The organism is Mycobacterium sp. E1747, assembly GCF_001667775.1.
GTDB lineage: Bacteria > Actinomycetota > Actinomycetes > Mycobacteriales > Mycobacteriaceae > Mycobacterium.
Map to the genome: position 1 here is coordinate 59,722 of NZ_LZJI01000025.1, position 13,020 is coordinate 72,741.

Annotated in this window: 13 protein-coding genes and 1 pseudogene; 10 read left to right on the forward strand and 4 right to left on the reverse strand. The window is 69.8% G+C overall.

The window, feature by feature from the left end; all coding sequences use genetic code 11:
• Positions 1–3: 3 nt before the first annotated feature.
• On the reverse strand, positions 4–369 hold the full coding sequence (locus A5695_RS02035; RefSeq protein ID WP_068077530.1) for an STAS domain-containing protein: 366 nt from the start codon (positions 367–369) through the stop codon (positions 4–6).
• A gap of 78 nt (positions 370–447) precedes the next feature.
• The gene (locus A5695_RS02040; RefSeq protein ID WP_068077532.1) at positions 448–1,080 is read right to left on the reverse strand and encodes a class I SAM-dependent methyltransferase; all 633 of its coding nucleotides are present in this window, start codon (positions 1,078–1,080) and stop codon (positions 448–450) included.
• A 197-nt stretch (positions 1,081–1,277) separates the two neighbouring features.
• On the opposite strand from A5695_RS02040, the gene A5695_RS02045 reads away from it, so the two are divergent.
• The 8 genes from A5695_RS02045 (at position 1,278) to pyrF (ending at position 10,730) form a co-directional block, all read left to right on the forward strand.
• Positions 1,278–1,709 carry a cellulose-binding domain-containing protein gene (locus A5695_RS02045; protein WP_068077534.1) on the forward strand — a complete coding sequence of 144 codons (432 nt, stop codon included), beginning with the start codon at positions 1,278–1,280 and terminating at the stop codon, positions 1,707–1,709.
• A 253-nt stretch (positions 1,710–1,962) separates the two neighbouring features.
• On the forward strand, positions 1,963–2,541 hold the full coding sequence (pyrR, locus tag A5695_RS02050; RefSeq protein ID WP_068077563.1) for a bifunctional pyr operon transcriptional regulator/uracil phosphoribosyltransferase PyrR: 579 nt from the start codon (positions 1,963–1,965) through the stop codon (positions 2,539–2,541).
• Positions 2,538–3,485 carry an aspartate carbamoyltransferase catalytic subunit gene (locus A5695_RS02055; protein ID WP_068077536.1) on the forward strand — a complete coding sequence of 316 codons (948 nt, stop codon included), beginning with the start codon at positions 2,538–2,540 and terminating at the stop codon, positions 3,483–3,485. Before pyrR ends, A5695_RS02055 begins: the two co-directional genes overlap by 4 nt.
• Entirely contained in the window at positions 3,482–4,786 is a 1,305-nt protein-coding gene (locus A5695_RS02060; RefSeq protein ID WP_068077538.1) for a dihydroorotase, read from the forward strand. The genes A5695_RS02055 and A5695_RS02060 overlap by 4 nt, the downstream gene beginning before the upstream one ends.
• Complete coding sequence (locus tag A5695_RS02065; protein WP_068077565.1) at positions 4,783–5,292, forward strand: transporter; 510 nt, start codon at positions 4,783–4,785, stop codon at positions 5,290–5,292. The genes A5695_RS02060 and A5695_RS02065 overlap by 4 nt, the downstream gene beginning before the upstream one ends.
• Before the next feature lie 115 nt (positions 5,293–5,407).
• The gene (gene carA, locus A5695_RS02070; RefSeq protein ID WP_068077540.1) at positions 5,408–6,541 is read left to right on the forward strand and encodes a glutamine-hydrolyzing carbamoyl-phosphate synthase small subunit; all 1,134 of its coding nucleotides are present in this window, start codon (positions 5,408–5,410) and stop codon (positions 6,539–6,541) included.
• Positions 6,541–9,906: a carbamoyl-phosphate synthase large subunit gene (gene carB, locus A5695_RS02075; protein WP_068077542.1), complete on the forward strand. Its 3,366-nt coding sequence runs from the start codon at positions 6,541–6,543 to the stop codon at positions 9,904–9,906. The genes carA and carB overlap by 1 nt, the downstream gene beginning before the upstream one ends.
• Positions 9,903–10,730 carry an orotidine-5'-phosphate decarboxylase gene (gene pyrF, locus A5695_RS02080; RefSeq protein ID WP_068077544.1) on the forward strand — a complete coding sequence of 276 codons (828 nt, stop codon included), beginning with the start codon at positions 9,903–9,905 and terminating at the stop codon, positions 10,728–10,730. The genes carB and pyrF overlap by 4 nt, the downstream gene beginning before the upstream one ends.
• Before the next feature lie 14 nt (positions 10,731–10,744).
• Here the strand turns inward: pyrF and A5695_RS02085 are convergent, their stop codons facing one another.
• Positions 10,745–11,167, reverse strand: a complete 423-nt coding sequence (locus tag A5695_RS02085; protein WP_068077546.1) for a molybdopterin-binding protein — start codon at positions 11,165–11,167, stop codon at positions 10,745–10,747.
• Between the two features lie 474 nt (positions 11,168–11,641).
• Between A5695_RS02085 and mihF the strand changes: the two genes are divergently transcribed.
• Together mihF and gmk are read left to right on the forward strand one after the other, a co-directional pair.
• On the forward strand, positions 11,642–11,956 hold the full coding sequence (gene mihF, locus A5695_RS02090) for an integration host factor, actinobacterial type (RefSeq protein ID WP_007171927.1): 315 nt from the start codon (positions 11,642–11,644) through the stop codon (positions 11,954–11,956).
• A gap of 49 nt (positions 11,957–12,005) precedes the next feature.
• Positions 12,006–12,677, forward strand: a complete 672-nt coding sequence (gene gmk, locus A5695_RS02095) for a guanylate kinase (protein ID WP_156749413.1) — start codon at positions 12,006–12,008, stop codon at positions 12,675–12,677.
• A gap of 173 nt (positions 12,678–12,850) precedes the next feature.
• On the opposite strand, the pseudogene rpoZ reads toward gmk, so the two are convergent.
• A pseudogene (gene rpoZ, locus A5695_RS27080) lies at positions 12,851–13,020 on the reverse strand (DNA-directed RNA polymerase subunit omega); the annotation flags it as partial.

Here is a 13,020-nt window from a genome sequence, read left to right on the forward strand (position 1 = left end):
CGGTCAGGTTAGCTCCGGACCGCGCGGAGCCCCGGTCAAGGCCTCGTCCACGGTGGGGTAGAGGTTGATGAACTGGTCGAGGCCGACGATGCGCAGCGGCCGGCTGGTGGCCGAGCCGTCGGCCGCCACCCGCAGCGAGGTCGGGCTGTTCTCGGTCAGGCGGTGGACCTCGACCAGCACGGTGATGCCCGCCGAGGACAGGAAGTCGACCTCGCTGAGGTCGATGACCAGCACGGCGGGCGTGCCGGCCAGGGCAACGTCGATGTGGGTGGCGAGTGACGGTGCGGTGATGATGTCCACCACGCCGCTGACCTGCAACACCACCGCTTCCCCGACATCGCGGCGGGTAACCCAGAACTCCTCGCTCACCAATCGAACGTACTTTCTTCTCCGCGCCGGCCGATTACCCGGGCCGAAATCCCGCGGTCGCGGCGAGCGGGGGTTCGGTCAACGCCGCTGCGCGCGGACGTACCAGAACGCCATCTCGACGTCCTCGCCGTCCACTTCCCGGCGCATCGTCGCGGGCTCGAGCGACTCGATGTCCCACCCCGCGCCGCTGAGGATGTCCCGCAGCGTCTGCTCCGAGACGGCCGGCCGCGGCCATCGCTCGTCGGGGGCGTTGGCGTCCGAGAAGCAGCTGATGAGCAACGTGGCACCGGGCGTGGTCGCCCGGTGCACCGCGGCGGCGTAGCTGCGTTTGCCGTCGTCGTCGAGGCAGTGGAACATGCCGCTGTCGACGACGGTGTCGAAGGCGTCGGAGTAGCCCTCCAGCTTGGTGGAGTCGGCCACCGCGAACCTCACGTCGACTCCGGCGTCGCGGGCGCGGCACCGGGCGGTGGCCAGCGCGGCGGGTGAGATGTCCAGCCCGGTGACGCCGAATCCGTTTCGAGCCAGATAGATGGCGTTGTCGCCTAGCCCGCACCCGATATCCAGGACCTCGCCGTGCACCCAGCCGCCGCTATGCCAAGCGACGACACTGTCTTTGGGCGCCTTGGTATCCCACGGGGGCGTCGGCATGGGCGGAATGCCTTCGCCGGGGCTCTCGCCGCGGTAGAGCGCGTCGAAGTCCATGTGCTGCATTCGGGAGAATCCGGTCACTTGCGCCAGGGTAGCGTGACGCGTGCCCCCACTGGGGCGGGTGCGACGCGTGCCCGTTCCCAGGTAGGCGGCGTCGTGTCGGGGCGCAAAATTTCATCACGGTTTCGGTTGGGCAAAGGTACTGCAGCGTGCCGCGATGCGCGGGTCGATGACGCCCGTGTGGCTCTACTGTTGGCTGCATGGCCGGACTGAACAAATACGTGAAGCGCTGGCGCACAGCCCTTCACGTATCCGTGTCGGCAGTGCTGGTCGCCACCCTCGGACTCGCCGTCACCCCGGCGGCTCGTGCGGCTGCGCCCGCCGCGGCGACGTTGTCGGTGGAACATGCGTGGCAGACCGGCTTCATCGCCAACTTCACCGTCACCAACTTGAGCATGGTGCCACTCACCGATTGGCGGATCGACTTCGACATGCCGGCGGGGCAATCCGTCCTGCACACGTGGAATAGCAACGTCACCCAATCGGGCACCCATTTCACGCTCACCCCCGCGAACTGGAATCGCAGCATTGCGCCCGGCGGTTCGGCCACGGGCGGCATGAGGGGCGCGCTGATCGGTTCCTTCACGCCACCGTCGAATTGCGTGCTCGACGGGCAACTTCCCTGCACCTAGGGGCCGTTCGCACCGAGGCTCGCCGGCTCCCACGGTGCGGCCGGGGCTGCCTAGGGTCCCTGGTTACCTGCCTCGGTGTCGAGGTGCCGGCTCCCGGAGAGACGCCTGGGGGACCCGTGGGTCGCGGCGGCGACCCCGGCACGGCGCACTCGTGCCCCGCGGCGCCCGCCCCACCTACAAGTGCTACGCTGCCGTGCAGTCGACATCCTTTAACGATCCGTCCGGCGAGGCGGAGAAGGAGGTCAAGTCTCGCATGGGTGCTGTGGACGAGGGCGGCTTGAGCCGTGGGTCCCGGGAACTGATGTCGGCGGCCGACGTGGGTCGCACCATTTCCCGTATCGCGCATCAGATCATCGAAAAGACCGCGTTAGATGACGCGAGCCGGTCCGCGCCGCGGGTGGTGCTGTTGGGCATCCCGACCCGCGGGGTGATCCTCGCCGAGCGGCTGGCCACCCACATCGCCGAATTCAGCGGCGTCGAAGTCGGCCACGGCGGGCTCGACATCACCTTGTACCGAGACGATCTGATGCAAAAGCCGCCGCGGCCGCTGGAGGCCACCTCGATCCCGGCCGGCGGCATCGACGACGCGCTGGTGATCCTCGTCGACGACGTCCTGTACTCCGGTCGCTCGGTGCGCTCCGCCCTGGACGCGCTGCGCGACGTCGGCCGCCCCCGGGCGGTGCAGCTCGCGGTGCTGGTCGACCGCGGCCACCGCGAGTTGCCGCTGCGCGCCGACTATGTCGGCAAGAACGTTCCGACCTCCCGCAGCGAGAGCGTGCACGTGCTGCTCAGCGAGCAGGACGGGCGCGACGGGGTGGTGATCTCCCGATGACCCGTCACCTGCTGGCCGCCGGCGACCTGACCCGCGACGAGGCCACCGCCATCCTCGACGACGCCGACCGCTTCGCCCAGGCGCTGGTGGGCCGCGAGATCAAGAAGCTGCCCACCCTGCGCGGGCGCACCGTCATCACGATGTTCTACGAGAATTCCACCCGCACCCGGGTGTCGTTCGAGGTGGCCGGCAAGTGGATGAGCGCCGACGTGATCAACGTCAGCGCGGCGGGATCGTCGGTGGGCAAGGGTGAGTCGCTGCGCGACACGGCGTTGACGCTGCGCGCGGCCGGCGCCGACGCGCTCATCATCCGCCACCCGGCGTCCGGCGCGGCCCACCTGCTCGCCGACTGGACGTGCGCCGACAACAACGCCGGCCCCTCGGTGATCAACGCCGGGGACGGCACCCACGAACACCCGACGCAGGCGCTGCTGGACGCGCTGACCATCCGCCAGCGCCTCGGCGGCATCGAGGGCCGGCGCATCGTGATCGTCGGCGACATCCTGCACAGCCGGGTCGCCCGCTCCAATGTCATGCTGCTGAACACCCTGGGCGCCGAGGTGGTGCTGGTGGCGCCGCCGACACTGTTGCCGGTCGGGGTCGACGGCTGGCCCGTCACCGTCACGGGCGACTTCGACGCCGAGCTGCCCGCTGCCGACGCGGTGCTGATGCTGCGGGTTCAGGCCGAGCGCATGAACGGCGGCTTCTTTCCGTCGGTGCGCGAATACTCTTCGCGCTACGGCCTTTCCGATCGCCGCCAGGCGATGCTGCCCGACCACGCCGTGGTGCTGCACCCCGGTCCGATGCTGCGCGGCATGGAGATCGCCTCTTCGGTGGCCGACTCGTCGCAATCGGCCGTGCTGCAACAGGTTTCCAATGGTGTGCACGTGCGCATGGCGGTGCTGTTCCATGTCCTGGTGGGGGCGGAGGAGATCGCAGCATGAGCGTGCTTATTCGCGGGGTCCGGTTGTACGGCGAGGGCGACCGGGTGGACGTGCTGGTCGATGACGGCCAGATCGCCGCCATCGGCGCCGGGCTCGCCGAGGCCGGAGGGCTCGAAAAAGACCTGGACGTCATCGACGCCACCGGGCAGGTGTTGCTGCCCGGGTTCGTCGACCTGCACACCCACCTGCGCGAGCCGGGCCGCGAATACGCCGAGGACATCGAAACCGGTTCGGCCGCAGCGGCCCTGGGCGGTTACACGGCGGTGTTCGCGATGGCCAACACCAATCCCGTCGCCGATAGCCCGGTGGTCACCGACCACGTGTGGCACCGCGGGCAGCAGGTCGGCCTCGTCGACGTCCACCCCGTCGGCGCCGTCACGGTCGGGCTGGCCGGCGCCGAGCTCACCGAAATGGGCATGATGGCGGCCGGCGCCGCGCAGGTGCGGATGTTCTCCGACGACGGCGTTTGCGTGCACGACCCGCTGGTGATGCGCCGCGCCCTGGAGTACGCCACCGGCCTGGGCGTACTGATTGCCCAGCACGCCGAGGAACCCCGGCTGACCGTGGGCGCCGTCGCCCACGAGGGCCCCACCGCCGCCCGGCTCGGGCTTTCGGGATGGCCGCGGGCCGCCGAGGAATCGATCGTCGCCCGCGACGCGCTGCTGGCGCGCGACGCCGGCGCCCGCGTGCACATCTGCCACGCGTCCACCGCTGGCACCGTCGAGCTGTTGAAATGGGCCAAGGACCAAGGCATCTCGATCACCGCCGAGGTCACCCCGCATCACCTACTGCTCGACGACAGCAGGCTGGCCAGCTACGACGGGCGCAACCGCGTCAACCCGCCGCTGCGCGAGGCCGCCGACGCGGTGGCGCTGCGCCAGGCCCTGGCGGACGGGATCATCGACTGTGTGGCCACCGATCACGCGCCGCACGCCGAGCACGAGAAGTGTGTGGAGTTCTCCGCGGCGCGCCCGGGCATGCTGGGCCTGCAGACGGCGCTGTCGGTCGTGGTGCACACGATGGTGACGCCGGGGCTGTTGACGTGGCGCGACGTGGCGCGGGTGATGAGCGAAAACCCCGCGCGCATCGTCGGGCTGCCCGATCACGGCCGCCCGCTGGAGGTCGGGGAACCGGCCAACGTGACCGTGGTGGACCCCGAGGCCACCTGGACCGTCGCCGGCTCCGATCTGGCCAGCCGGTCGGCCAACACACCATTCGAGTCGATGGCCCTGCCGGCGACCGTGACGGCGACACTGCTGCGGGGCAAGGTCACCGCTCGAGACGGGAAGTGCCCGGCATGAATTCAGGCACGCTGGTGGGGTCGCTGATCTTCGCGGCCGTGCTGGTGGTGGTGATCGCGGTGGTGATCCAGCTGATGATGCGCAGCTGGCGGCGTCGCTCGGAGCGGCAGGATGGGCTGATCGGTGACCTGCCCGATGTGCCCGACGAGGTGGGTGCGGCGCTCATCACCACCAGCGGCCACTATTGCGGTTCCATGATGGCGCCGGGCTGGCACGAACGGATCGCCGCCGGTGATCTGGGTTTCCGCAGCAGGGCGGTGCTGACCCGCTATGTCGGCGGGATCATGGTGGAACGGCAACGGGCCCAACCGATCTGGATTCCGCAAGACTCGGTCACCGGTATCCGCATCGAGCGCAGCATGGGCGGCCGGGCCGTGGCTCGGATCGGGATATTGGCGATTCGGTGGCGGCTGCCGTCGGGGGTCGAGATCGACACCGGCTTTCGGGCGAATCACCGCGATGATTACACCGGGTGGCTGGAGTCCCGGCAGGAGGGAGCGGCGTGAGTCGCGCGACGACGATGCAGTGGGGTACCGCCCGCTTGCGGGGCACGAAGCGATGTGGGGGCACTCACCAGCTCCGCGGGGACCCCACCCGCTCGCGGGGGAGAGGAGCGCGCTCGTGAGTAAAGCACTGCTCGTGCTCGAGGACGGGCGCGTCTTCACGGGCACGCCGTTCGGCAAGATCGGCCAAACGCTCGGCGAGGTCGTCTTTTCCACCGGCATGTCCGGCTACCAGGAGACGCTGACCGACCCCAGCTATCACCGACAGATCGTGGTCGCCACCGCTCCGCAGATCGGCAACACAGGCTGGAACACCGAGGACGCGGAGAGCCGCGGCGACAAGATCTGGGTCGCCGGCTACGCGGTGCGCGACCCGTCGCCGCGGGCGTCCAACTGGCGCGCCAGCGGCACCCTGGAGGACGAGCTGGTGCGCCAGCACATCGTCGGGATCGCCGGCATCGACACCCGCGCGGTGGTGCGACACCTGCGCACCCGCGGATCGATGAAGGCGGGGGTGTTCTCGGGTGAAGCGCTCGCCGACCCCGCCGAGCTGGTGGAGCGGGTGCGGGGACAGCAGTCCATGCTCGGCGCCGATCTCGCCGGGGAGGTCAGCACGCCGGAGCGCTACATCGTGGAACCGGAAGGCCCGCAACGGTTCACGGTGGTCGCGCTGGACCTGGGGATCAAGACCAACACGCCCCGCAACTTCGCCCGCCGCGGGGTCCGCAGCCATGTGCTGCCGTCGTCAACCACCTTCGAGCAGATCGCCGACATTGCACCCGACGGCGTGTTCCTGTCCAACGGCCCCGGCGACCCGGCCACCGCCGACCACGTCGTCGCCCTCACCCGCGAGGTGCTGGGCGCCGGAATCCCGCTGTTCGGCATCTGCTTCGGCAACCAGATCCTGGGCCGCGCGCTCGGCCTGTCCACCTACAAGATGGTCTTCGGCCACCGCGGCATCAACATCCCGGTGATGGACCACGCCACCGGGCGGGTGGCGGTCACCGCGCAGAACCACGGCTTCGCGCTGGAAGGTGAGGCCGGCCAGTCCTTCGACACCCCGTTCGGCCCGGCGGTCGTCAGCCACACCTGCGCCAACGACGGGGTGGTCGAGGGCGTCAAACTCGCTGACGGCCGCGCGTTCTCGGTGCAGTACCACCCCGAGGCCGCCGCCGGACCACACGACGCGGAATACCTGTTCGACCAATTCATCGACCTGATGGCCGCCCAACAGAGCGAAAGGGGGCGCTAGTGCCGCGTCGCACCGACCTACACCACGTGCTGGTGATCGGCTCGGGGCCGATCGTCATCGGCCAGGCGGCCGAATTCGACTACTCCGGCACTCAGGCCTGCCGGGTGCTGCGGGCCGAGGGGCTGCAGGTCAGCCTGATCAACTCCAACCCGGCCACCATCATGACCGACCCGGAGTACGCCGACCACACCTACGTCGAGCCGATCACCCCGGCGTTCGTGGAGCGGGTAATCGCCCAGCAGGCCGAGCGTGGCAACAAGATCGACGCGCTGCTGGCCACCCTCGGCGGGCAGACCGCGCTCAACACCGCGGTCGCGCTGCACGAGAACGGGGCGCTGGAGCGGCACGGCGTCGAGCTCATCGGGGCCGACATCGACGCCATCCAGCGCGGCGAGGACCGGCAGATGTTCAAGGACATCGTCGCCAAGGTCGGCGGCGAATCCGCCCGCAGCCGCGTGTGTTTCACCATGGAAGAGGTCCGCGAGACGGTCTCCGAGCTCGGGCTGCCCGTCGTGGTGCGGCCCAGCTTCACCATGGGCGGGCTGGGGTCGGGCATGGCGCGGTCCGTCGAAGAGGTCGACCGGATGGCCGGCGCCGGCCTGGCCGAAAGCCCCAGCGCCAACGTGCTGATCGAGGAATCGATCTACGGCTGGAAGGAATTCGAGCTCGAGCTGATGCGCGACGGCAACGACAACGTCGTCGTGGTCTGCTCGATCGAGAACTTCGACCCGATGGGCGTGCACACCGGCGACTCGGTCACCGTCGCGCCGGCCATGACGCTGACCGACCGGGAATACCAGCGGATGCGCGACCTGGGCATCGCGATCCTGCGCGAGGTCGGGGTGGACACCGGCGGCTGCAACATCCAGTTCGCGATCAACCCGGTCGACGGCCGGTTGATCGTCATCGAGATGAATCCGCGGGTGTCGCGGTCCAGCGCGCTGGCTTCCAAGGCCACCGGCTTCCCGATCGCCAAGATCGCCGCGAAGCTGGCCATCGGGTACACCCTCGACGAGATCGTCAACGACATCACCAAGGAAACGCCGGCCTGCTTCGAACCCACACTCGACTATGTCGTCGTCAAGGCGCCGCGGTTCGCGTTCGAGAAGTTCCCCGGGGCCGACCCGACCCTGACCACCACGATGAAGTCCGTCGGCGAAGCAATGTCGTTGGGCCGCAACTTCATCGAGGCGCTCGGCAAGGTGATGCGGTCGCTAGAAACCACCCGCGCCGGTTTCTGGACCAAGCCGGATCCGGATGGGAACGTTCACGAGGTGCTCGACCGGCTGCGGACCCCGACCGAGGGCCGGCTCTACGACATCGAACTGGCGCTGCGGCTGGGTGCGTCGATCGAGCAGGTCGCCGAGGCCAGCGGCGTCGATCCGTGGTTCGTGGCCCAGATCGGCGAGCTGGGTAAGCTGCGCGCCGAGCTGGTGGACTCCCCGGTGCTCGACACCGACCTGCTGCGGCGGGCCAAACACAGCGGGCTGTCGGACCGCCAGATCGCCGCGCTGCGGCCGGAACTGGCGGGGGAGAACGGGGTGCGCTCGCTGCGCGAGCGCCTCGGTATCCACCCGGTGTACAAGACCGTCGACACCTGCGCGGCGGAGTTCGAGGCCAAGACGCCCTACCACTACAGCAGCTACGAACTCGACCCCGCCGCCGAGACGGAGGTGGCCCCGCAGGCCGAGCGGCCCAAGGTGCTGATCCTGGGGTCCGGGCCCAACCGCATCGGCCAGGGCATTGAATTCGACTATAGCTGCGTGCACGCGGCAACCACGTTGAGTCAGGCCGGTTTTGAGACCGTGATGGTCAACTGCAACCCCGAGACGGTGTCCACCGACTACGACACCGCAGACCGGTTGTACTTCGAGCCGCTGACGTTCGAGGACGTCCTCGAGGTGTACCGCGCCGAACAGCAGTCGGCCGGTGCGGGGCCCGGCGTGGTGGGCGTCATCGTGCAACTTGGCGGCCAGACCCCGCTCGGGTTGGCGCAGCGCCTGGCCGACGCCGGGGCCCCGATCGTGGGTACCCCGCCGGAGGCGATCGACCTGGCCGAGGACCGCGGCGCGTTCGGCGACGTGCTCGCCGGCGCCGGCTTGCCCGCGCCGAAATACGGCATGGCAACGACTTTCGCGCAGGCTCGCCGGATCGCCGACGAGATCGGTTATCCGGTGCTGGTGCGGCCGTCGTACGTGTTGGGCGGCCGCGGGATGGAGATCGTCTACGACGACGAGACGCTGGAGGGCTACATCACCCGCGCCACCGCGCTGTCGCCCGAGCACCCGGTGCTGGTCGACCGCTTCCTCGAGGACGCGGTGGAGATCGACGTCGACGCGCTGTGCGACGGCGCGGAGGTCTACATCGGCGGCATCATGGAGCACATCGAGGAGGCCGGCATTCACTCCGGCGACTCCGCGTGCGCGCTGCCCCCGGTCACGTTGGGCCGCAGCGACATCGAGAAGGTGCGCCGCGCGACGGAGGCCATCGCCCACGGCATCGGCGTGATCGGGCTGCTCAACGTGCAATACGCCCTCAAGGACGATGTGCTCTACGTCCTGGAGGCCAACCCGAGGGCCAGCCGCACGGTTCCGTTCGTCTCGAAGGCCACTGCCGTCCCGCTCGCCAAGGCGTGCGCGCGGATCATGTTGGGCGCCAGCATCGCCCAGCTGCGTGACGAAGGCATGCTGGCGGCGGCCGGGGACGGCGCCCACGCGGCCTGGAACGCCCCGATCGCGGTCAAGGAGGCGGTCCTGCCGTTCCACCGGTTCCGCCGGATCGACGGGGCAGCCATCGATTCCCTGCTGGGCCCGGAGATGAAATCCACCGGCGAGGTGATGGGGATCGACCGCGACTTCGGCACGGCCTTCGCCAAGAGTCAGACGGCCGCCTACGGGTCGCTGCCGGCCGAGGGCACCGTGTTCGTCTCCGTCGCCAACCGGGACAAACGCTCCCTGGTGTTCCCGGTCAAGCGCCTGGCCGACCTGGGCTTCCGCGTCCTGGCCACGGAGGGCACCGCGGAGATGTTGCGGCGCAATGGGATTCCGTGTGACGAGGTGCGCAAGCACTTCGAGCCGGCGCAGCCGGGCCGCCCGGCCGCGTCGGCCGTCGACGCGATCAAGGCCGGCGATGTCGACATGGTGATCAACACGCCGTACGGCAACTCCGGACCGCGCATCGACGGTTATGAGATCCGTTCGGCCGCGGTGTCGGTGAACATCCCCTGCGTCACCACGGTGCAGGGCGCGTCGGCCGCCATCCAGGGCATCGAGGCGGGCATCCGCGGCGACATCGGCGTGCGGTCGCTGCAGGAACTGCACAGCCTGATCGGCCACGGCGCCGGGCCTGACGCAGGCGCCCGATGACGGGTTTCGGCGTCCGCCTCGCCGAGGCGAAAGCGCGACGGGGCCCGCTGTGCGTGGGCATCGACCCGCATCCCGAGCTGCTACGCGCCTGGGATTTGCCGACCACCGCCGACGGGCTGGCCGCGTTCTGCGACATCTGCATCGAGGCGTTCGCCGGCTTCGCCGTCGTCAAGCCGCAGGTGGCGTTCTTCGAGTCCTATGGCGCCGCCGGTTTCGCTGTGCTGGAACGCACGATCGCGGCCCTGCGTTCGGTCGGAGTGCTGGTGCTGGCCGACGCCAAGCGCGGCGACATCGGCACCACGATGGCCGCCTACGCCGCCGCCTGGGCGGGCGACTCGCCGCTGGCGGCCGACGCCGTCACGGCCTCGCCGTACCTGGGGTTCGGGTCACTGCGGCCGCTGCTGGAAGCCGCCGCCGCGCACGACCGCGGCGTGTTCGTGCTGGCGGCGACCTCCAACCCGGAGGGTGCCACCGTGCAGCGTGCCGCGTTCGACGGCCGCACGGTGGCCCAGCTGGTGGTCGACCAGGCGGCGGTGGTGAACAAGTCCGCGACCCCGTCAGGGCCCGGGTACGTCGGCGTCGTGGTGGGCGCGACCGTGCTCGAGGCGCCCGACCTCAGCGCGCTCGGCGGGCCGGTGCTGGTCCCCGGCCTCGGCGTGCAGGGCGGACGGCCCGACGCGCTCGCCGGGCTGGGCGGGGCGGCCGCCGGTCAGCTGCTGCCCGCGGTGGCCCGCGAGGTGCTGCGGGCCGGGCCGGGCGTGGCCGAACTGCGGGCGTCGGGCGAGCGGATGCTGGACGCCGTCGCCTATCTGGGCGCACCGTAGGCCCGCGCCGGCCCTCAGTCGGACGCTATGGCCGCGCTGGGCCGCGCGGTCTCCACGATCACCGTGGTCGCCTTGACGACCGCCACGGCGACGCTGCCGGGCCGCAACTGCAGTTCCTCGGCGGCTTCGGTGCTCATCAGCGACACGACGGTGAATGGGCCGCACTGCATCTCGACCTGCGACATCACCTTGTCGCTGGTGACCCTGGTGACCAGCCCGACGAAGCGGTTCCGGGCCGAGCTGCCGATGCTGAGCGGGTCCGGCGGCGGGGCGGGGGCGTTGTTCCGGGAGAACCGGGCCAGGTCTTCGCTGGCGATGACCTTGCGGCCCGCCGCGTCGTGGCTGACCGTGAGCGATCCTTGGTTGATCCAGCGCCGGACGGTGTCGTCGCTGACTCCGAGCAGCTCAGCGGCCTGACGGATCCGCAGGTTCGACACCGCTAGATGGTAACCCGCAGGTTATTAGCTGGCGGCCGTACCAGCGAAGGGCGCGTGCTCACGCCGCGACAGGCGACGCGACCGCGACACGCGCGACACGCGACGAAAAATGCGTGATCCCCGGCACGGGCGTTTCTCCGTGCCGTCCCCGCCGTTCACCACCGTTCGCCGCCGCCCAGGCGGCCGCGCGGGCGCCCGGCCCGGTGGGTAAAGCCGCAGTTCAGAGCCGATGTTTCGGCTGTCGCCGAGGCGCTCGCGCCGGGCTGGCGGCGCGCGGCGGGGCGGGCAGCGCGCAGGCCGGGTGGATGGCTTTTTCGGACCACACGCCGGGCGCATGCTGGGAGTTTGTTCCCCGAACCAGGGGGTCGGGTTAGATTTCGTCAGGAGGCCTGAGTACGGTCGTCTCCGCTGGCAGAAGAACCGGCGAGGCAAAATGAGATCGATTGAAATTGATTGATCAGATACGGAGGAATCGTGGCCCTTCCCCAGTTGACCGACGAGCAGCGCGCGGCCGCGTTGGAGAAGGCGGCTGCCGCACGTCGAGCACGAGCAGAGCTCAAGGACCGGCTGAAGCGCGGCGGCACCAACCTCACCCAGGTGCTCAAGGACGCCGAGACCGACGAAGTCCTGGGCAAGATGAAGGTCTCTGCGCTTCTCGAGGCGTTGCCGAAGGTGGGCAAGGTCAAGGCGCAAGAGATCATGACTGAGCTGGAGATCGCCCCCACCCGCCGCCTGCGCGGCCTCGGCGACCGCCAGCGCAAGGCCCTGCTGGAAAAGTTCGGCTCCTAGCCCGGCCTCGGCCAACCCGCGCGATGGGCGCACCGGCCCAGGAGCGCCAGTGAGCGCGAGCGGGGGACCGGACGTCGAGCACGGCACGCGTCCCGCACCACCAGGTAGGGGGCGTGTGGTCGTGCTGTCCGGTCCCTCCGCGGTCGGCAAGTCGACGGTGGTCCGGTGCCTGCGCGAGCAAATCCCGGACCTGCTTTTTTCCGTCTCGGCCACGACGCGCGCACCCCGGCCAGGCGAGGTCGACGGCGTCGACTACCACTTCGTCAGCCCGGCCCGCTTCCAGCAGCTCATCGACGACGGCGCGCTGCTGGAGTGGGCCGAGATCCACGGCGGGCTGCACCGCTCGGGCACTCTGGCCGAGCCGGTGCGGACTGCCACCGCGGCCGGGATCCCGGTGCTCATCGAGGTCGATCTGGCCGGCGCCAGGGCGGTCAAAAAGGCGATGCCCGAGGCCATCACCGTGTTCCTCGCGCCGCCCAGTTGGCAGGACCTGGAGGCCAGGCTCGTCGGTCGCGGCACCGAAACGCCGGAGGCCATGCAGCGCCGCCTGGAGACCGCCCGCGTCGAAATGGCGGCCCAGGATGACTTCGACGAGGTCGTGGTCAACAGTCAATTGGAGTCTGCGTGCGCGGAATTGGTATCCTTGCTGCTAGGAACTGCGCCGAGTCCGCATGACCCGCCTGGCCAGACCAGGAGCCAGACCAGATCCAATCGAGATTGAGCATTCGAATCATCAGCGGTAGCCAATCCGTTTCGGGGCTCTGACCGCCAAGGAGTTTGACCTAAGTGACTATTCCGCAGTCCGACGCGGCGCTGGCCGCCGTCCCCGACCGGTTCGACCCATCGGCTGGCGGGCAGGGCGCCTACGACACCCCGCTGGGCATCACCAACCCGCCCATCGACGAGCTGGTTGTAGTAGTCGTTGATCTGACGGGCCCGCTTGGCGGCGTAGATCACCAGGGCGTACTTGCTCGACACGCGGTCCAGCAGCTCGTCGATGGGCGGGTTGGTGATGCCCAGCGGGGTGTCGTAGGCGCCCTGCCCGCCAGCCGATGGGTGGTGCG